Origin of the sequence: Nocardioides sp. QY071 (assembly GCF_029961765.1) — a bacterium.
GTDB lineage: Bacteria > Actinomycetota > Actinomycetes > Propionibacteriales > Nocardioidaceae > Nocardioides.
The window spans coordinates 754,078-774,603 of sequence record NZ_CP124681.1 but is presented as its reverse complement, the minus strand read 5'-3'; the positions used below and the strand labels follow the sequence as shown (position 1 = coordinate 774,603).

14 protein-coding genes are annotated in these 20,526 nt (G+C 71.2%); 7 read left to right on the top strand and 7 right to left on the bottom strand.

Features of this window, described 5'->3' with window-relative positions:
• Positions 1-146 precede the first annotated feature (146 nt).
• From QI633_RS03620 to QI633_RS03595, 6 genes are all read left to right on the top strand, one after another.
• Entirely contained in the window at positions 147-848 is a 702-nt protein-coding gene (locus QI633_RS03620; RefSeq protein ID WP_282428114.1) for a hypothetical protein, read from the top strand.
• Positions 845-2,227: a flavin monoamine oxidase family protein gene (locus QI633_RS03615; RefSeq protein ID WP_282428113.1), complete on the top strand. Its 1,383-nt coding sequence runs from the start codon at positions 845-847 to the stop codon at positions 2,225-2,227. The genes QI633_RS03620 and QI633_RS03615 overlap by 4 nt, the downstream gene beginning before the upstream one ends.
• Entirely contained in the window at positions 2,224-3,609 is a 1,386-nt protein-coding gene (locus tag QI633_RS03610) for an FAD-binding oxidoreductase (RefSeq protein WP_282428112.1), read from the top strand. Before QI633_RS03615 ends, QI633_RS03610 begins: the two co-directional genes overlap by 4 nt.
• Positions 3,606-4,955, top strand: coding sequence for an NAD-dependent succinate-semialdehyde dehydrogenase (locus tag QI633_RS03605; protein WP_282428111.1), 1,350 nt, complete (start codon positions 3,606-3,608; stop codon positions 4,953-4,955). Before QI633_RS03610 ends, QI633_RS03605 begins: the two co-directional genes overlap by 4 nt.
• 14 nt (positions 4,956-4,969) lie before the next feature.
• On the top strand, positions 4,970-6,085 hold the full coding sequence (locus tag QI633_RS03600) for a Zn-dependent alcohol dehydrogenase (protein WP_282428110.1): 1,116 nt from the start codon (positions 4,970-4,972) through the stop codon (positions 6,083-6,085).
• Between the two features lie 100 nt (positions 6,086-6,185).
• A complete protein-coding gene (locus QI633_RS03595; protein ID WP_282428109.1) occupies positions 6,186-7,658 on the top strand; it encodes an APC family permease in 1,473 nt (490 codons plus the stop codon).
• Between the two features lie 146 nt (positions 7,659-7,804).
• Here the strand turns inward: QI633_RS03595 and QI633_RS03590 are convergent, their stop codons facing one another.
• Complete coding sequence (locus QI633_RS03590) at positions 7,805-9,172, bottom strand: NAD(P)/FAD-dependent oxidoreductase (RefSeq protein ID WP_282428108.1); 1,368 nt, start codon at positions 9,170-9,172, stop codon at positions 7,805-7,807.
• Between the two features lie 130 nt (positions 9,173-9,302).
• Between QI633_RS03590 and QI633_RS03585 the strand changes: the two genes are divergently transcribed.
• Positions 9,303-10,940: a long-chain fatty acid--CoA ligase gene (locus tag QI633_RS03585; protein WP_282428107.1), complete on the top strand. Its 1,638-nt coding sequence runs from the start codon at positions 9,303-9,305 to the stop codon at positions 10,938-10,940.
• Positions 10,941-10,987: 47 nt separating this feature from the next.
• Here QI633_RS03585 and QI633_RS03580 read toward each other — a convergent pair whose 3' ends face one another.
• The 6 genes from QI633_RS03580 to QI633_RS03555 form a co-directional block, all read right to left on the bottom strand.
• The gene (locus QI633_RS03580) at positions 10,988-11,578 is read right to left on the bottom strand and encodes a flavin reductase family protein (protein WP_282428106.1); all 591 of its coding nucleotides are present in this window, start codon (positions 11,576-11,578) and stop codon (positions 10,988-10,990) included.
• A 7-nt stretch (positions 11,579-11,585) separates the two neighbouring features.
• Complete coding sequence (locus QI633_RS03575; protein ID WP_282428105.1) at positions 11,586-12,551, bottom strand: hypothetical protein; 966 nt, start codon at positions 12,549-12,551, stop codon at positions 11,586-11,588.
• A gap of 45 nt (positions 12,552-12,596) precedes the next feature.
• On the bottom strand, positions 12,597-14,669 hold the full coding sequence (locus tag QI633_RS03570) for a tetratricopeptide repeat protein (RefSeq protein ID WP_282428104.1): 2,073 nt from the start codon (positions 14,667-14,669) through the stop codon (positions 12,597-12,599).
• A 116-nt stretch (positions 14,670-14,785) separates the two neighbouring features.
• Positions 14,786-17,152 carry a hypothetical protein gene (locus QI633_RS03565; protein WP_282428103.1) on the bottom strand — a complete coding sequence of 789 codons (2,367 nt, stop codon included), beginning with the start codon at positions 17,150-17,152 and terminating at the stop codon, positions 14,786-14,788.
• A gap of 369 nt (positions 17,153-17,521) precedes the next feature.
• Entirely contained in the window at positions 17,522-19,528 is a 2,007-nt protein-coding gene (locus tag QI633_RS03560) for an LPXTG cell wall anchor domain-containing protein (RefSeq protein ID WP_282428102.1), read from the bottom strand.
• 234 nt (positions 19,529-19,762) lie between these two features.
• A complete protein-coding gene (locus QI633_RS03555) occupies positions 19,763-20,506 on the bottom strand; it encodes a 4'-phosphopantetheinyl transferase superfamily protein (protein WP_282428101.1) in 744 nt (247 codons plus the stop codon).
• Positions 20,507-20,526 lie beyond the last annotated feature (20 nt).

Below are 20,526 nucleotides of genomic sequence, written 5' to 3'. Positions count from 1 at the left end.
TGGTTGGAGCGACCCTTGTGCAGCGTGCACCGACTTCCCACGGATCGCCCCCAGGACCCCCTCCGAGCGTTGACAGGGGGTGTTCTCGGTCACAGACTCGCTCAAATGATCAAGTCTTTTGATCGCTCTGCGAGAGGAACCCACCGATGAAGGAACTACTCTTCCTGGCCGCCGATCTCTGGCTGATGGCGACCACCTGGATCTGCGGATTCAGGGCGCTCCGCTTCCGCAACCACCTGCTCTGCCTGGAGTGGTTCGTGGTGGCGGTCTCCTCCACCAACTTCCTGGTGTGGTCACTCCTCGGCGGAGACGAGAGCAGCCCGATGTACCACCTCGCCTACATCCTCGACGCGTTCTCACGCTCGTTCGGCTTCACGCTCCTGCTGGTCGTCGGCCTGCTCACCGTCACGCACGGCTACAAGCCACCGCTTCCGGTCAAGCTCGGAGTCGTCGCCCTGACCGCCGTGACGGCCGTGATCCTCGGGCCGATCCACGACGACCGCCTGGTGCACGACACCCTGCACCTCAGCGTGGCCTGGTTCTACGTCGCGACGAACCTGCTCACGACCGTCTTCCTGGCCTACTTCACCATGAAGGTCTGGAAGGCCGGCGCCCACCTCGTCGCCGTCCTCACGGGCCTGGCGACCGCGGCCGGCACGTACGTCGCGGTGACCTACGACTTCTTCCCGTTCTCCTTCGACGACGAGTACCGGACGATCTTCTACACGATCGCGCTCACCGTCTGGGGCTGCCAGGCGATCACCTTGTTCCACGCCTACCGCGCGCTGCACGAGCACCGTGAGGCCGCAGTCGCCACGTCCGCTCCGATCGCGCGAGTCGCGTCGTGAACGCGGCACAGTCCGTCGACGTCGTGATCGTCGGCGCCGGCTTCGCCGGTCTCAAGGCCGCTCACGACCTCGTGAGCCAGGGTCACTCCGTCGTCGTCCTCGAGGGCCGCGACCGCGTCGGCGGCCGGGTGTTCACCGGCGAGGTCGCCGGGGTCAAGGTCGACCTGGGCGGGACCTGGGTGTCGCACCGCCACACCGCGATCCGCGAGGTCGCCGAGCAGGTCGGGGCCACCCTCGTGCCGCAGTTCACCACGGGCCGCAGCGTCTTGTCGGTCGGTGGCAAGCAGAGCACCTACACAGGCACCATCCCCAAGATCTCACCGCTGGCCCTGGTCAACATGGGCCGCATCCAGCTGGCGCTGGACAAGCTGGCGAAGACGATCGACGTCGACGCTCCGTGGAACTCCCCCCGCGCGGCCGAGCTCGACGCGATCTCTCTGGAGGAATGGCTCGGTCGCAAGGGGGCGCGGGCGACCACACGGGCGCTGTTGACGATCGTCACCAAGGTGGAGTGGGGGTGCCGCCCCAGCCAGGTTTCGTTGTTGCACGTGCTGCGCACCATCCGCGCCTTCGGCGGCTTCGACTTCATGCTCGACGCCGAAGGTGGGATGCAGGAGTCGCGGTACGTCGAGACGACGCAGGGGATCGCCATCCGGTACGCCGAGCTGCTGGGCGACCGGGTGCGTACCAGCGCTCCCGTGCGCCGCATCACGCAGGACGGCGACGGTGTCACGGTCAGCACCGATGCCGACCAGATCTCAGCGAAGTACGTCATCGTCACGACCTCCACCGAGCACCGCGGCGGCATCGAGTTCGAGCCGTCCCTGTCCGAGCCGGCCCAGGGACTCATCAAGTCGTGGGGCCTCGGCGCCCTGAGCAAGGCCTTCGTCGCCTACGACAAGCCCTTCTGGCGAGCCAACGGGCTCTCGGGCGAGAGCGCGACCGACACCGCGACCGTGTTCGCGACGTTCGACGTATCGCCGAGCGCCGACGGTCCCGGCATCCTGATGGCGTTCTGCGACCCGATCGTCTTCGACGCCCATGCTCCGGAAGTCCGCAAGGACCAGGTCGTGAAGCAGCTCACCGACCTCTTCGGCCCGGAGGCCGCCCAGCCGATCGACTACATCGACCAGCGCTGGAACGAGGACACCTTCGCCTCCGGCGGCCCGAACCCAGTCGTCGCCCCTTACGCCTCGACGCGCTACGGCAGCGTCATGGCCGAGCCTCATGGCCGGATCCACTGGGCCGGCACGGAGACCGCGGGCGAGTGGACGGGCAGCATGAACGGCGCCGTCCTGTCGGGCCAGCGCGCCGCAGCAGATGTCGCGCAGCTTCTCGCGGCCACCGAGACCCACGGCCGGAAGAAGGCGTTCTCGTGACGAAGGACATGACGAACCAGATGAGCAGGGTCAAGCTCCGCACGTTCAGCGGCTGGATCGACCCGCCGACCGACCTCCAGCCCGCGGTCAGCGGCGAGCTCACCTGTGACGTCGCGGTGATCGGCGGCGGCGTCGGCGGCATGGGCACGACCCTGCGCCTGGCCGAGCGCGGCCAGGACGTGGCACTGATCGAGGCGGAGTTCTGCGGCTACGGCTCCAGCTCCCGCAACGGCGGCCACATCTCCGGAGCCCCCGGCGGCGACCTGCGGATGCTCAAGCTCTTCTACCCCAAGCAGATGTTGGGCATGGTGATGCTGGCCGACCACGCCGCGGAGTACCTCCAGGGCAAGATCCGCGACCTCGACATCGAGTGCGAGTTCGTCCCCAACGGCCTCGCCATGGTCGCCATCTCGCCGATCCAGATGCTGCGCGTCAAGTCGTGCGCCAAGATCCTGAGGAAGGCCGGCGGCCGCGGTCAGGTGGGCACGGCCGAGGAGCTCGGCATCCCGCGCGCCTTCGTCGGCGGCATGCTGGAAGGCGTCGGCGGCATGCTGAACCCCGGCAAGCTCAGCCGTGGTCTCCGCGCAGCAGTGATCGCCAGCTCGGCCCGGGTCCACGAGCAGAGCAAGGTGAACGACGTGAGGCGCCGCGACGACGGCAAGGTCGTCATCACGACACCGAGCGGCACCGTGATCGCCGACAAGGTCGTGCTCTCCACCAACGCCTACTCCGGCGAGTGGGACATCATCCCCGAGCGTCTCTCGGTCCCCGCCTACCTCATCGAGGCCGAGACCGAGCCGATCGTCCCCGAGCGGATCGAGGCGCTCGGCTGGACCAGCCGCACCGGCACGATCAGCCAGCACCAGATCATGGAGCACTTCCGGGTCACCGAGCGCGGCACGATCGTGATCGGCGTACGCCGGATCGAGCGCGGCACCAGCTACCCCCTGCCCAAGGACAAGGCGCCCGACCCGGGCCTGGTCCAGGAGCTCGAGGACGCCTTCCACACGCGCTTCCCGTCGCTCTCGGACGTCAAGGTGGCCCAGGCCTGGGGTGGCTGGATCGCGATCACGTCGTCGTGGATCTCGCTGGCCGGCAAGCTCGCCGACAACGTCTGGTACTCCTGCTGCTGCAACGGCCACGGCCTCGCCCAAGCGCCCTACATCGGTTCGCTGATCGCCGACCACATCGTCGACGGCACCATGCACGACGACCTCGCCGGCATCTGGCTCGACGAGCCGAAGTTCCCGCCGTTCTTCATGATGGGCAAGGCCGGCATGCGCACGATCTGGGCCCTCGACCGCTTCAACGACCTGTTCAACGGTCACAAGCGCCGCGCCCGTCGCGCCGCCGAGGCCATCACGCAAGGAGCACCTGCATGACCAGCAGCTACGCCGTGGTCGATCCCGCCACCGGCACGGTCGCGGCCGAGTACCCGACCGCGACCGACGCGACCATCGACCGCGCACTCGACGCCGCGACGACCGCCCACCGGGAGTGGTCGCGAAGGACCACCGCCGCCGAGCGCGTCGACCTCCTGGGCAAGGTGGCCGCGCTGCACAACGAGCGCGTCGACGAGCTCGCCGCGATCATCCAGCGCGAGATGGGCAAGCCGCTCGACCAAGCCGTGGGCGAGGTCGAGTTCAGCGCGGCGATCTACCGGTACTACGCGGACAACGCGCAGAGCTTCCTCGCCGACGAGCCGATCGAGCTGCTCGACGGCGAAGGCCGCGCACTGATCCGCCGGCAGTCGATCGGCGCGCTCCTGGGCGTCATGCCCTGGAACTACCCGTACTACCAGGTCGCCCGGTTCGCCGGACCCAACCTGGTCCTGGGCAACACGATCGTGCTCAAGCACGCACCGCAGTGCCCCGAGTCGGCCGCCGCCCTCGAGCGGATCTTCGCCGATGCCGGGTTCCCCACCGGCGCCTACGTCAACGTCTACGCCACCAACCAGCAGGTCGCCGACATGATCGCCGACCCGCGCATCCAGGCGGTCTCCTTCACCGGCTCCGAGCGCGCTGGTGCGGCGATCGCGGAGACGGCGGGGCGCAACCTCAAGAAGGTGGTCCTCGAGCTCGGTGGGTCGGACCCCTTCATCGTCTTGTCGACCGACGACCTCGACGCCACGGTCGCGGCCGCGCTCGACGCGCGCTTCGAGAACACCGGTCAGGCCTGCAACGCCGGCAAGAGGTTCATCGTCGCCGACGGCCTCTACGAGCCCTTCCTCGAGAAGTTCACGCAGGGCGTCCTCGGCCGCACCGAGGGGCTCGCTCCGCTCTCGTCGGTCGCCGCGGCCGAGCGCCTCGCGGAGCAGGTCGACCGGGCCGTGGCAGCAGGTGCCCGGCTGGACACCACGGGCGAGCGCCAGGGCGCCTACTTCCCGCCGGGCGTGCTCTCCGACCTGCCGCCGACGTCGCCCGCCGCACGGGAGGAGCTGTTCGGCCCGGTGGCGACCGTCTACCGCGTCGCGTCCGAGGACGAGGCCGTCACGCTGGCCAACGACACGCTCTTCGGTCTGGGCTCCTACGTCTTCACGACCGACCCCGAGCAGGCGATGCGGGTCGCCGACCGGATCGAAGCCGGCATGGTCTTCGTCAACGGCGTCGGGATCGAGGGAGTCGAGCTGCCCTTCGGCGGCATCAAGCGCTCCGGATTCGGTCGCGAGCTCGGCCGGGCGGGGATCGAGGAGTTCGCCAACAAGAAGCTCATCCGCGTCGCCAACTGAGAGGGCAACCGAACATGACCATCGAATTCAAGGCCGCGGTCTTCCGTGCCCCCAACGAGCCGATGTCGATCGAGACCGTCTCGATCCCGTCGACCCCGCCGCCCGGCGACGTGCTCGTGCGGATGAAGGCCAGTGGGCTGTGCCACAGCGACCTGCACGTCATCGTCGGCGAGTGGGAGGTGCCCACGCCGATGATCCTCGGCCACGAGGGCGCGGGCGTCGTCGAGGCGGTCGGCGAGGGCGTCACGGGCCTCGCCGTCGGTGACCACGTCGTCCTGACGTGGACTCCCCCGTGCCGCCGGTGCCGCTACTGCGTCAGCGGCCGGCCGGTCCTCTGCGACAAGGTCGCCGAGCACTCGGCCAACCACCTGTCCTTCGACGGCAGGACGCGCATCACCGACGCCAACGGCGAGGAGGTCTACAGCTTCGCCGGCGCCGGCACCTTCGGCGAGTACGCCATGGTGCCCGAGTCGGGTGCGATCCCCGTGCGCAAGGACGCGCCGTTCGAGCAGGCCTCGCTGGTCGGTTGTGCCGTCACCACCGGTGTCGGCGCGGCGATCAACACCGCCAACGTCCGGCCGGACGAGACCGTGGTCGTCTTCGGCTGCGGCGGTGTCGGCCTCAACGCGATCCAGGGCGCCCGCCTCGTCGGCGCGCGCAAGATCATCGCCGTCGACCTCTCCGACGAGCGGCTCGAGCAGGCCCGTCACTTCGGCGCCACGGATGTCATCAACTCGGCCAAGGAGAACCTCGCCGAGCGCATCGCCGAGCTCACCGACGGCCGCGGCGTCGAGGTCGCCATCGAGGCCATCGGCCTCCCGACGACGATCGAGGCGGCCTACGCCTCCCTGGCCCGCGGCGGGCGCGCCATCGTCGCCGGCCAGGTGCCGGACGGCATGACGATCACGATCGATCCGTTCGTGATGTCGGACTCCGAGCTCAAGCTGATCGGATCGAACTACGGCTCGAGCCGGCCGGCGATCGACTTCCCGCAGCTGGTCGACCACTACATGAACGACCGGATCGACCTGGACGCGCTCGTCACCCGGGTGATCACCCTCGAGGAGATCAACGACGGCTACGACGAGATGAAGCAAGGCAAGGGAATCCGCTCCGTCATCCGTTTCTGACCTGCCCGTCTGACGGCGCAGCGATGTCGGCCAGCGGTACGCAGGCGTCGAAGCCCCTCATCTGAAGATCTCGGCCGCACACTCAGGAGAACAGCCTCACATGTCACATGAACGATCCGGTTCGGTCGGCAGCCCGTCCGGCGTAGCGTCAGCATCGACGTTCGACCACGTCGCACTTCACCGCGGACTCGGCGTCTCGTCGATCGTGGCGATGGTCGTCGCGGGCGCCGCCCCTCTCGCCGTCGTCTCCCTCACGGTGCCGATCGTGATCACGCTCGGCGGCAGCATCGCCGCCCCCCTCCTGTTCGTCATCGCCGGCGTCCTGCTCGTGCTCTTCTCGGTCGGCTTCACGTCGATGGCCCGTCACGTGCGCAACTCCGGCGCGTTCTACTCCTACATCCAGGCCGGCCTCGGCCGCTTCGCCGGTCTCGGCGCTGCCACCCTGGCCCTGGTCTCGTACTTCCTCCTGCAGGTGGGCCTGTATGCCTATGTGGGCATCTCGCTGACGGGCGCGATAGACCGCTTCTTCAGCATCGACACGCCGTGGTGGATCTGGGCTCTGGTCGCGTTCGCGATCGTCAGCCTCCTGGGCTACCGAGACATCGAGCTGAGCTCGAAGGTCCTCATCGTCGCCCTGGTCGCCGAGACGTCCGCGGTGTTGATCCTCGACGGCGCGATCTTCTTGACCGGCGGAGCCGATGGGTGGTCCGCCGAGCCGTTCGACCCTTCACAGCTCTCGCACGGAGCGCCCAGCCTCGGCCTGATGTTCGCGTTGTTCTCGTTCATCGGATTCGAGGCGACCGCCGTCTTCCGCAACGAAGCGCGCGACCCCGACACGACCATCCCGCGCGCCACGTACGTTGCCGTCATCTCGGTCGCCGCGCTCTACGCGATCTCGGCGTTCGCCGTGGTCCTGGGCGCCGGCGCGGACAAGGCCCTCGAGGTCGCCACCACCGACCCGGCGGTCATGACGCCGAATCTCTACCTGGAGTACACCGGCTCGGTCATCAACGACCTGACCGCGGTGCTCCTCGTCAGCAGCACGTTCGCGTGCGTGCTGACGTTCCACAACGTGCTCACGCGCTACCAGTACACGCTTGGATCCCTGAAGGTCCTGCCGACGAAGCTGGCCACCGTCCACCCGCAGCACCGCGCGCCGTCGTACTCCTCCCTCGTCGTCACGGTCATCTCCGGCGCGATGCTCGTCGCGATGATGGTCACCGGCCTCGACCCGGTGCTCGAGATCTACACCTGGTTCTCCGGAGCAGCGATCCTCGGTCTGCTCACCCTGATGGCGCTCACGAGCGTGGCGGTGATCGCGTTCTTCCGTCGCCACAGCGGTGACAAGAACGTCCTGCCCACCGTCATCGCCCCGGTCCTGGCGACCGTCGGCCTCGTCGCTGTCGTCGTCATCGGCCTGATGAACATCGAGCTGCTGATTCCTAGCCCCGGCGCGACCGCGAGCCTCCTCACGATCCTCGTGGCCTCGTTCGTGGTCGGCATCTTCGTGGCGGCTCGCATGAAGCGCACCAACCCGGTCGCATTCGAGCATCTTCACGATCAGGAGTCGTGAACCGACGAACGAGCCCCTCCGGTCGGAGACCGGAGGGGCTCGTTGCTTCACCGCCTGGTCAGCGGAAGCGCAGGGCTCCGTCGTCGAGGTCGGCCAACAGCTCCTTCGTCGACTCGTTCACCTGCGGGTTGACCCACGGCGCATGGTCACCCTGCGCGGGGAAGGAGTCGAGGTGGCGCAACAGGTAGCCCGAGGTGACGCCCTCCATCCAGGGCCGGCGCTCCATCGTCGCCTCCTCCTCGGCCGTCAGCACCGGCACCACCTCCGTGGCGCCGATCTCGTCCATCCGGCTCAGGAGCGCACTCCAGAACCGGTTGACCATCTCCAGGCGCAGCGTCCACGACGAGTTCAGGTGGCCGAAGGCGCTGATCAGGTTGGGCACGCCGCTGAAGCCCACGCCCTTGTAGGTGAACCTGCCCGCGAGGTCGACCGACCGGCCCCCGAAAGCGGACGTCGATCTTGCCGAAGTTGACCAGCTCGAGCCCGGTCGCGGTGACGACCACGTCGGCCTCGACCTCCTCGCCCGACTCCATCCGGATCCCGGACGCCGTGAAGGTCTCGATGTGCCCGGTGACCACCTCGGCCTGCCCCTTCGCGATGGCGTGGAAGAGGTCGCCGTTCGGCACGAGGCACAGGCGCTGGTCCCACGGCTGGTACGACGGCGTGAAGTGCTGCTCGCGCACGTCCCGGCCGACGATCTCCTCGATGGCGTCGAAGAGCGGCTTCTTGAACTCCTCCGGGTACGCACGCGCCGCCTGGTAGCGCTCCTGCTGGTTCTGCAGGTTGCGCAGCCGAACCATCTCGAACGCGGCCCGGTCACCGACCTCGTGACGCAGGCGCTGCGCCTCGTCGTCGACGTCGGAGTCGATGGCGACGTAGGTCGGCGAGCGCTGCACCATGGTCACCTTCTCGGCGACCTCGGCCAGCGCCGGCACCAGGGTGATCGCGGTCGCCCCGGAGCCGATCACCGCCACCCGCTTGCCCGAGCAGTCGAGGTCCAGGGGCCACTCCTGCGGGTGGACGAGCAGGCCGCCGTACCGCTCGACGCCGGGCAGCTCGGGACGATGACCACCGTCGTGGTCGTAGTAGCCGGACGCGAGGTAGAGGAACGAGCAGGTGAAGGACTCCGGACCGTCGGGCCCCTCGGCCTCGAGCGTCCAGCTCCGCGTCCCCTCCGACCAGTCGGCCGAGCGCACCCGTCGGCCCAGACGCAGGTGCGACGCCAGGTCGTGCTCCGCGACCGTCTCGTGGAGATAGCCGAGGATCGCGTCACCCGATGCGATCGCCTTCTCCGACGTCCACGGCTTGAAGGCGTAGCCCAGCGTGTACATGTCGCTGTCGGAGCGGATCCCCGGGTAGCGGAACAGGTCCCAGGTGCCGCCGAGGTCAGCGCGCTGGTCGAGCACCACGAACGAGCGCTCGGGATGGTCGGTCCTCAGCTGGACCGCGGCGGCGATGCCGGACAGGCCCGCTCCCACGATGACGACGTCGTGCTGCTCAGGACGTTGCTCCATGCGCCGACTGCTCCTGTCCGGACCGGCCGGACCTATTGCCCCGTGTCGCAAACGTGACTACAGTCATACGACTTGATCGTTTGATCACACTAGGACCGCCCGGGTCGTTCGTCAATCACAGGAGGCAGCAATGTTGAGCACGATGCAGGACGAATCGCTGTCGCTGGGGCGCCTGCTGCAGTACGCCGGGCAGGCGCACGGCAGGTCGACCGTGACGACCTGGACCGGGACCGGGACCCGTAGCCGCACCTATCACGAGGTCGCCGCGCGAGCGGCCCGCCTCGCCAACGCGCTGAGGCGCCTCGGCGTCGGGCCCTTCGACCGGGTCGCCACCTTCATGTGGAACAACAACGAGCACCTCGAGGTGTACAGCGCGGTCCCCGCCATGGGCGCGGTCCTCCACGCACTCAACATCCGGCTGTTCCCCGAGCAGGTCGTCTACATCGCCAACCACGCCGAGGACCGGGTCGTCGTCGTCGACGGCTCGCTCGTCGGCTCCTTCGCGCCGCTCCTGCCCGAGCTGCGGACGGTGCGCCACGTCGTCGTGGTCGACGGCGACCTCGCGGCCATCGATGCTCCCGCGGGCGTGGTGGTCCACGACTACGAGGAGCTGCTCGCGAGCGAGGCTCCGTCGTACGACTTCCCCGTGATCGACGAGCGCTCCGCCGCTGCCATGTGCTACACGTCCGGCACCACCGGCGACCCGAAGGGGGTCGTGTACTCCCACCGCTCGCTCTACCTGCACGCGATGCACGTGACGACGCCCAGCGCCCTCGGGCTGTCGACCAGGGACGCCTGCCTCGCGATCGTGCCCATGTTCCACGTGAACTCGTGGAGCCTGCCCTACGCCGCCCTGATGTCGGGCGCCTCGCTGCTGATGCCGGACCAGTACCTCCAGCCCGAGCCGCTGCTCGCCCTGATGGCGCAGGGTCGTCCCACCTGCGCCGCAGCGGTACCGACGGTCTGGTCGGGCATCCTGGCCCGGCTCGAGGAGCACCCGCAGGACATCAGCCACCTGCGCGAGGCGGTCGTCGGCGGATCCGCCGTACCGCCCGCGCTGATGAAGGCCTTCGAGGAGCGCCACGGCGTCACGATCGTCCATGGCTGGGGCATGACCGAGACCTCCGCCCTGGGCTCGGTCGCACACCCCCCGGCGTGGGCGTCGGAGGAGGAGGCGTGGGACTACCGCGTCACCCAGGGGCAGTTCCCGCCGCTCGTGCAGCACCGCCTCGTCGACGACGCCGGCGCGCAGGTCCCCCTCGACGGCACCTCGCTCGGCGAGGTGCAGGTCCGCGGTCCCTGGATCACCGGCTCCTACTACACACCGGGCTCCGAGCCGGTCGACCCGTCGGCCTTCGACGACGGCTGGCTGCGCACCGGCGACATCGGGAGGATCACTCCCGACGGCTACCTCACGCTCGTCGATCGCGCCAAGGACGTCATCAAGTCCGGCGGCGAGTGGATCTCGTCGGTGGAGATGGAGAACGACGTCATGTCCCACCCGGACGTGGCGGAGGCAGCCGTGTTCGGCGTACCCGACGACAAGTGGGACGAGCGCCCCTGCGTGGCCGTCGTCCTGCGCCCCGGTGCGGTCGGGGACGCCGACGCCCTCCGCACCCACCTCGCCACCAGCTGGGCGAGGTGGCAGCTCCCCGAGCGCTGGGCGTTCGTGGGCGAGGTCCCCAAGACCAGCGTCGGCAAGTTCGACAAGAAGGTGCTACGCCGGCGGTACGCGAGCGGGGACCTCGAGATCGCCGTCGCGGGCTGACCCGCGCCCGGCGCGGCCGCGGGCGCCACGTCGCGGACGTCCTGCGGTCAGCGCGGACGCGCCCGGCTGACCACCTCGGGCGGCAGGCCCCACTCGTTCCCGCCGAGCCGGGACAGCGGCGCCAACAGGTCGAACGCCGGGCGGCCCTCGACCAGCACGTCGGGGTCGAGTGTCACCGCGACCACCAGACCGAGGACGAGGGTCGAGTCCCCCACGGCGACGGTGTCGTGCAGCCGGCACTCCAGCGAGGCGGGCGAGGCGGCGACGCGCGGCGGTCCGACCTCGACGCTCGCGGCCATGGCGATCCCCAGCTCCCGCGCCTCGTCGACGCCGTGCTCGAACGCGGCGCTGGAGGCGTTGACCTCGTCGATCAGCGGCCGGCTCGCCAGGCTGATGGTGAACTCGCGGGTCTCGAGGACGTTGCGCAGCGTGTCCTTGGCGCCGACCGAGGTGAACTGCACGATCGGCGGATCGGCGCTCGCGACGGTGAAGAACGAGTGCGGGGCCAGGTTGCCGATGCCGGCGGCGGAGGTGCTGGACACCCAGGCGATCGGACGAGGTGCGACGAGCGCGGTCAGCAGGCGGTAGCCGTTGACTCCGTCGACGCCGGGACGCAGGACGCGGTGCTCGTGGGCCATGGGTCGATCATGCCGTCACCCGCTCCTCGATCGGGCGGGACCACGGGCGCGGGCCGGCATGGGTGAAGCGGACGTGGTCGCCCTCGCGCAGCGCGGCCGGCAGCGCGACCGCGTGCGCGGCGAACAGCACGTCGTCGCCGGCGTCGGCCGGTCCGGCCAGGACGCTGGGAACCACCGGCCCGGAGCGGGTCGTGCGGATCTCGACCGACTCGGTGGCCGCGATGCCGTCGAGGTGGACCCAGCGGCGCCCGGCGCGCTCGACGACCGCGACCACGCTCGCGACCAGCACCCCGCCGGGCGCGGCCAGCGAGTGGCCGGCCGACACCCACAGCGCCGAGGAGCCGGCGAGGCCACGGGCGGGCAGCGCTGCGCCCGCGCGGACGTCGTCGACGTGGACGACGGCCAGGTCGATGCCGAGGGCGGCGGCCCGGGACCGCACCTCGTCGACGGTCCGCACCGCGGCCTCGGTGGCGGCCCAGCCCGCCGGGACCGAGACCCCTCTCGGCTGCAGGCCGCAGGAGGCGGCGCGCAGCAGCAGGTCGGGCGCCAGGTCCGCCGGGCACCCGAACTTGCGGCGCTCCGAGGGGCAGCGCGACCCGCTCGCCAGAAGCCGCACCAGGACCCCACCGCCTGGTGCGACCTCGGCGAGCTTGGCCACCTCGGCCAGCGAGTCCACGACGAATCCGCGCACCCCTGCCCCCGCGGCCTGCGCCAGTGCCGCGCGGGTGCTCACGGGATGGCTGGACAGGATCCTGTCCCCCGCCACGCCCCGGTGCACGACGGCCCGCAGCTCCTCGGCACTGCGTACGTCGAAGGCGCAGCCGGCCTCGGCGAAGGCCGTCAGGAGCCGGGGCGAGTCGTTCGCGGCGACCCGGTAGTGGACGACGGCGTCGGGACAGGCGTCCCGCAGGCCGCCCAGCGCCTCGACGGCGCGGGTGAGATCGACATCGACACGGGGCGTGAGACCGGACATGCGCCGAGGGTCGCGCGCACCCGTTCCGGAATCCTTCGGGAAGCCTTAGAGGTCGCGGGCGAGGTCCGCCAGCGGGGTCACCGGGAGATCGAGCTCGGCCATCGCGCTCGCGTACGCCGTGTGCGCGCGCCGCGCCTCGCCGTAGCGCCCGAGGCGGAGCATCGAGGTGATGAGCAGCAGGTGGCACGGCTCGTCGTAGGGGTCCTCGGAGAGCAGGGAGACCAGCCAGGGCACCGCCCGCTCGGGCTGGTCGGCGCCGAGCCGGATGGCCAGGCGGCGGCGTACCTCACGGGCGAGGTGGGCCAGGTGCTCGCGCGGCTCGTCGGTCCACGGCTGGTCCTGGTCGTCGTCGAGCAGCGGCCCGTTGTAGTGCGCGATCGCCTCCTGCAGGGCCTCGACGGCGTCGGTGCCGGGCCGGTCGGAGAGGTCGAGGGCGCGGCGTGCGGAGGTCTCGAAGGCGACGGCGTCGAGCTCGACGACCTCGGCGTCGAGCCGGACGGTGGCCCGGTCGGCGACCACGAACCGGTCGGGGTCGTGGGCCTTGTCGGGGTCGAGGACCGAGCGCAGGGTCGAGAGCACCACCGACAGCCGCGCCGAGGTACCGCGCTGGCCGGGCCAGAGCACCTCGGCGAGCGCGTCGCGGCTGACCGGACGCCCGCCGCGCACGGCGAGATACTTCACGGCGTCGCGGGCCTTGCGCGACCCCCAGGCCGACGCCGGCACCGGTCGCTCCCCCACGAGCACCGCGAACGAGCCGAGCAGGTGGACCGACACGAGTGGCACGGACCGGCCGCGCACCGCCTGGCGCGGACCGGCGATCCGGGTCGCGTCGTCGCGGACCCCCAGCTCCATCAGGTGCCGGCGGGCGGTCCGCTCGCCCTCGCGGTCGCCGGTGAGGACCGCGGCGATCACCGCGTTGTCGGCCGTCCCGATCCGGTGCCCGGCCTCGGCCCACAGCCCGGCGGCCTCCCGGATCGGGTCGAGCGGCACCGGGTCGCTCGCGAGCGCCTGCAGCTCCAGGGCCTCGGCGAGGCCGACCGGGTCGCTGCGCCGGCCCGCCTCGAGCACCGCCCGCGCGGCGTGCTCCTGGGCGAGCGCCGGCCGGCCGGCCAGGAGCTCGATCCAGCCCGACGCGAGCAGCGGCGCGACCCGGCCGAGGGCCGTCGGCACCTGGCTGCCGCGCTCGGCGAGGGCGCGGGCGGCGTCGAGGCCCTCCAGCACGGTCGTGCGGGCCAGGCCGGCGAGCGCGTCGCCGATCACCTGCGCCTGGTCGGTGCGCTCGGCGGTCGCGACCGCCTCGCGGTACGCCGCAGCGGCGCGGGCCGCGTCACCCCGCAGTCGGTAGGCCTCGCCCAGTCCGTGCAGGGCGACCGCCAGCAACGGGGCGTCGACCGCCCGCGCCGACGCCTGGGAGCTGCGCAGGTCGGCGATCGCCTCCTCCAGCCGTCCGAGGGCGAGCAGCGCGTCGGCCCGGTTGTAGGCGGTGATGCAGCGCATCGGGCCGTCGTCGGCACCCCACAGGTCGAGGGCACGGTTGACCCAGGCCAGCGCGGCGTCGTACCGGCCCTCCTCGTTCTCCAGCGACGCGAGGTTGGTCAGCACCCGGATCAGCACGGAGCGGGCTCCGGCCACCTCGGCGTGCGCGAGCGCGTGCTCGTACGCCGTCCGGCTGGCGGTCCGGTCACCGGCATGGGCGGCCACGAGCGCCCGGGCGATCCAGGCCGACGCACGGGGCCGGGGCTGGCCGGCCACCTCGGCCTCCTGCCGGGCCAGGTCCGCCTCGCGGACGCACTCGTCGACCTCCGCGCGGCCCCACAGCGACGAGGCCAGGGCGGCGTGCAGCTCGGCCCGGTCGGCCGGATCGGCGTTCTCCTCGACCCGCGCCCGGCGGAAGGTCTCCAGCGCCTCGGCGAACCGGCCGTTGAAGTGCAGGCCGAGCCCCAGCCGCCAAGCGGCCGCCACCGGCAGCCCGTCCGCGTCGTCGGCGCAGACCTCTCGTGCGCGCAGCAGGATCTCGGGATCGGCGGTGAGCAGGACCTCCTCGGTCTCCTCGACGAGGGCAGCCAGCACTGCCGCGGCCTCGCCGCTGCGCAACGCCTGCCGCACCGCCGTGTCCATCGACCCCCATCTCGCCCGGCTCCGAGCATCGTACGGCGAACGCACGGAGCCCGTACCGAGGATTCCTCGGCACGGGCTCCGTGTTCAGGCCGTCAGCCCTTCAGGGCCGTCCGGTCTCAGGCCGACCGGCTCCGCCGGCCGAGCACCAGGCCCGCACCGGCCAGGACCAGGCCGACGCCCAGCGGCATCAGCCAGCCCACGGGACCACCGGTGTTCGGCAGGCCCGTCGCGGCCTGCGCGCTGTCGACCTCGTCCGTCGACTGGTGGCTGGTCTCCTCGACCCCACCGACCTCGCAGACGACGCCCGAGTCGGGCGGGGTGGCCGCGAGGTCGTAGGTGTAGGTCGGCTTGTCGCCGTCGAACACCTTGCCGAGCTTGCCGATCAGGGTGACCACACCGTTGACGACGGAGACCGTGTAGTCCGCGGTCTCGGTCGGGAGGACCCAGCTCGCGTTGGCCGTGACGCCGGTCGGGTTGCACGGGTCGCTCGACGCGATGGCCGGTGCGACCAGGCACGCCGTACCGCTGTCGGTCGGCGTCGCCGCCACCTGGTACGTGTACGTCGTCGCGTCACCGTCGAAGCGGTAGTCGTCCTTGGCGGTCAGCACGATCTGGCCCTGCACGATCGCCGCCGAGTACTCGTCGGTCTCGGCCGGCAGCACCCAGGTGGCGTTGTTCGGGCCACAGGGGTCCTTCTTGTCCAGCGGCGGGACCACGATGCACGCGATGTTGCTGTCGGTCGGCGCCGGGATCGTGACCTGCTTCTGCATGTTCGGGAACCAGGCGTTGCCGGTGGCCGTCAGCGTGATGCTGCCGTCCGGGTTGGTCGTCACGGTCCACGGACCCTGCGGCACGGTGCCGAAGGTGGCGTTGTCCGGGCCGCACGGGTCGACCTTCGGCACGTTCGGGACCGTCGCCTCCGATGGGCACTCGGCCACGTCCACGTCCTTGGCCTGCTCCCCCGGCTCGGCGAAGCGGATCGCGATCGAGTTCTGCTCGTCGTTGAACGGGGTCGGGAAGACGGTGCCGTCGGGCCAGTCCGCCGCGTTGACGCTGACGATGATGATGTGGTCGAGCACACCCGGCGGGGTGGACACGTACTTGCACACCACGATCTTCTTCGGGCACGCCGCGGAGTTGGTGTCGGTCGGCTTCGGCAGGGTCACCTCGGTGTCGCCACCGGGGAACGTGGTGTTCGCACCGGCCGTGATGGTCACCGAGCCGTTCGGGTTGAGGACGGCGGTCCACTCCCCGTTCGGCGCGGTCGGCAGCGGCAGGGTGTACGCCGCGTTGTTCGGGCCGCAGGGGTCCGTGGCCGGGATCTCCGGTACCGGGATCTCACCCTGGGCGCAGGCGACACCGCTGTCAGCGGGCTTCGGCACGTTGACCGACGTCTGGCCGTTCGGGAAGGTGACGCCCGCACCCGGCTTGATCGTGAAGGTCACCGAGCCGTCGGCCTCGATCACGCCGTCGTACTGCTGGGTCGACGGGACCGGCGAGAGCGCGTGGATGTTGTCGGGCCCGCAGGGGTCCTGCCACTGCACCGTCGGGACCGGGATCGGCGTCGGGCAGGGCGCGGTGAAGGTCTCGGTCGGCGGCGGCAGGGTCGCCGTCGGCGAGCCGCCGAAGAACAGGTAGCCGGCGTTGGCGACCAGCGTGATCGAGCCGTCGCCGTTGCGCACGACCATGTAGTTGCCCGCGGGCACCTGGCCGTAGACCGCGTTGCCCGGACCGCAGGGGTCGTCGACCGGGACCTGCGGGACCGGCATCTGCTGCGGGCACTCGGACAGCGCGACGTCCTTGGCCTGCTCGCCGTCGTTGGCGTACCGGATCGCGACCGAGATCTGCGCGTCGGCGAACGCCCACGGGAAGGTGCCCGGGAAGCCCGGCAGCGAGCTCACGCTGGGGATGACGATGTGGTGCAGCACGCCCGGAGGCGTCGAGACGTACTTGCAGACCACGACCTTCTTGGTGTTGACCGCCGCCGCTGCGGCGGCGAACGAGGTGCTCGGCGCCTTGTTGGCGACCGGCACCTTCACCTGCTCAGGAGCCTGCCCGGTCGCGGCCTCCGGCTGCGCAGCGGCGTCCTCGGACGACTTCGCCTCGTCCGGCTTTCCGGAGTCCGACGACTGGCCGGACGACTGCTCCGACGGCTGGTCCGACGGCGTCGGGTCGGCCGACGGCTTCGGCTCCGGCTTCGGGTCCGGGCTCGGCTCCGGCTTCGGGTCCGGCGTGGGCTCCGGCTTCGGGTCCGGCTTCGGGTCCGCGCTCGGCGCCGGGTCGGGCGTCGGCGTGGACTGCGCGGTGTCCGGCGTCGTGGGCGCCGGGTCGTTCACGTCGTCGGCGTACGCGGGACCACTGAGGACAGTGCTCACCACCACGACTGCCGGCAGCAGGAGTGCGAGCTGGTGCCGACGCCGACGGGTCTTCTCGACCTTCGTCGGCTCGGAATGGCGCCGGAAGAGGCGCGAGGAACTGGACATCTGCGGGTTACCCCCATTGCGTCGCAACGAGGGGGGCCGTCGCGACCATTGCAAAGGTGAGGACACGGGCGGTCCGAGGACGCACGACAGCGACTGGAGACCCGATGTCCACGCCCCACCGCGAACCCGGGTCCAGCTCTCGTCGCTCCGGTCGTCCGCACCTCCCGAGCGGGAAGGGCGACCAGAACCCAAGCCAGCAGCCTAAGCAGGACCAAAGTCCCGGTCGGGCGGATTTCGAGTAAAACAGCCACGGGGACCGGAGATTTAACCTTCGCACGTGACCGGCGCCACAGGATCTGGCGCGACGCACCTGCTCGGGTCCGGGCGCCCGTGCCGAGGGGTGGCCCCGGCCCGGGCGCCCGGCCCGGATCAGGCCTGCCGGCCGCGCCTGCCGAGCACCAGGCCGGCACCCGCCAGGACCAGCCCGACACCCAGCGGCATCAGCCACCCCGCCGGGCCGCCGGTGTTCGGCAGCGAGGTGGCCGCGGCGGCGACCTCGTCCTTCGGCGGGTCCTTGGTCTCCTCCACGCCTCCGACGGCACACGCGGCGTTGGTGTCGACCGGCGCCGTGGCCGGATAGGTGTACGTCGGCTGGTTGCCCTCGAACGCCTTGCCCGTCGCCGCGATCAGCTTGATCACGCCGTCGACGATCGAGACCGTGAAGTCCGCGGTCGGCGCCGGGACGACCCAGGTGGCGTTGGCCGGACCGCAGGGGTCGTTCGGCGCCAGCGCGGGGGCCACGAGGCATGCCGTGCCGGAGTCGGTGGCCTCGTAGACCAGCGGCGGGGTGACGCCGCCCTCGAGCTCGTAGTCCGCGGTGGTGCTGATCTCGACCTTGGTCACCGGGTTCCCGCTGAGCGTGACGACGTACACCGCCGGGTCCAGCGCCTTGATGGCGGCGAGGTCCGCGTCGGCGAAGAAGGCGTTCGCCGGGCCGCACGGGTCGCTCACCACGGGCTTCGCCGGCACGGGCGCGGGGCACAGGGCACCCGCGTCGTCGACCATGAACTCCCGCTTCGTGGTCCCGTCCGGGAACTCGAAGTCCGCCGTCGTGGTGATGGTGATCTTCGTGACCGGAGGGCCGTCAGTGACGACGTCGTACACGTCGGCGTCCCAGGCGTCCTCCTCGTCGGCGACCCAGTCCTGCAGTGCGGTGACCGCGTCGCTCGAGAAGTACGCGTTGGCCAGGCCGCACGGGTCGGTCTGCTCCGGAGCGGGCGGTACGTCGGCGACGCACAGGTCGCCGGAGTCGGGCGCCGTGTAGACCACCGGCTCGTCGGGGTCGAACTCGAAGCCCGGGTTGGCGGTGATCGTGATCTTCGTGACCGGGTCGCCCTCCGGGACGACCGTGTAGGCCTGCGTGCTCGGCGGGACCGCGGTGAAGAAGGCGTTCGCGAGACCGCAGGGGTCGTTCACGGGCGGCTTGGGCGGCGGTGTCGCGTCGCAGGGCGCTCCGGACTCGCCGTCCGAGGCGAGGAAGACGAGCTCGGTCACGCCGCCCGGGAAGATGAAGCCGTCCTTGACGGTCACGGTGATCTTGGTGACGGGCGAGCCCTCGGTGACGACCGTGTACTGCTCGCCGGTGACCGGTACCTCGTCCTGCGGGAAGTACGCGTTCGCCGGACCGCAGGGGTCGAACGGGACCGGGGACGGCGGGTCGGCCGGGATCGGGTCGCCGTACAGCGGGCAGTTGTCGGGGGTCAGGTCCTTGGACTGCTCGCCCAGCTTGGAGTAGCGGATCGCGATCGAGGCGCCCTGCGCGTCGTTGAAGTACTCCGGGAAGGTGCCGTCGAAGTTCTTCGGGACGTCGTTGATCAGCACGGTCTGGGCCTTCTCACCCGTCACCGGGGTCGCGGAGTACTTGCAGACCACCCACTTCTTCGTGTTGATCGGGTCCACGGCTGCCGCCAGCGAGGGAGCCGCCTTCTTGCCCGACGGCGCCGCCGCGACGGGCGCGGCCGCCGTGACCAGGTCGGCGCCCTCGTCGGCCTCCTTCCCGGCCGGGACCTCGTCCTCGGGCGCCGCGGCCGGGGCGGCCTCCTCGGTCGGCGACGCGGGCTGCTGCTCGGGTTCGGGGGCCGGTTCGGGCTCGGGGGCCGGTTCGGGCTCGGGGGCCGGTTCGGGCTCGGGCTCAGGCGCCGGCTCGGGCTCAGGCGTCGGCTCGGGCTCAGACGCCGGGTCGGGCGACGGTGCGGACTGCGCCGTGTCGACGGGCGTCGACGGGTCGCCGACGTCGTCAGCGAGCGCAGGGCCGCCGAACGCCGTACTCAGCAGCACGGCTGCCGGTAGTGCGAGTGCGATCAGGTGGCGCCGGGAGCGGCGCGGCGAACGAGACATGGGCAGGACTCCCCCGGCAGCCAGGGCGAGGGGGGCCACGACCGCCATCATGGATCGGGTGGATCGGACAGCCACGGGAAGCGCCGGTCCTGCCCGCGCCCCACCGCGGACCCGAGTCGTGCGCAACCCGCCAGGCCATCCCCACGTCCCGAGCAGCACGGTGGCCGGACGACCGATCAACGGCTCGCGGACCGGAAGGTCTCACGAGGACACGCGCCCGGCCGAAGATTTAACTCAACGGGCTGTCGTCACGCGGAGATCCTCCGGGGCGGTCTAGACCAGCAGGGCCAGCGCGGCGCCGTATCCCTCGGGTACGACGACGTCGCGCACCGTCCAGGCGCCCAGGCTCCGGCTCGGCGCGCCGTCGGTGCCGAGGTAGTCGAGGTGGGGGTCGCGGCCCAGGCCGATCCCGATCCCCTTGAGGTAGGCCTCGGTGCGCGCCCAGGCGCGCGTGAACCGCACGGTGGCCCGGCCGCCGTCGAGCGTGCCGTGCGCGGCGGCCTCGATCTCCTCGAGCTCGCGCGGGTGGAGCAGCTTGGCCAGCGCCACCGGGTCGTCGGGGTGCCGCTCGACATCGACGCCGACCGCGACGTCGGCCACGGCGACGAGCACCTGGCCGGGGGTGTGGCTCAGCGAGAACTCCACACCGGAGCCCTCGGCGCGCGGACGGCCGTGCGGCTCGCCGCAGCCGGGACAGGCGTGCCGGCCCCAGACCACCTTCTCCGGCGGGGTGTCGGACACGGCGCCGACCACCAGGCGGGCGGCCGCGTGGGCGATCTCGTAGGCACGACGCAGCTCCGCGCGGACGTACGACGACGCCTGCCGCCGCTCGCCCTCATCGAGCCAGTCGCGGGCGACCGCGAGCTCCGCGTCGGCCAGTGACTCCGTCGGGACCCGCCAGACCGCGACCGGACCCGCACCCCGGGCCACCGAGGTGTTGAGAAGGGAGTCGAGGACGTCCGGGGTCACCGGCTCGGCCTGCTGGTCCGGTACGGCCTTCGCCACGTCGCGCGTCATCACTCCTGAGGCTAACAAGT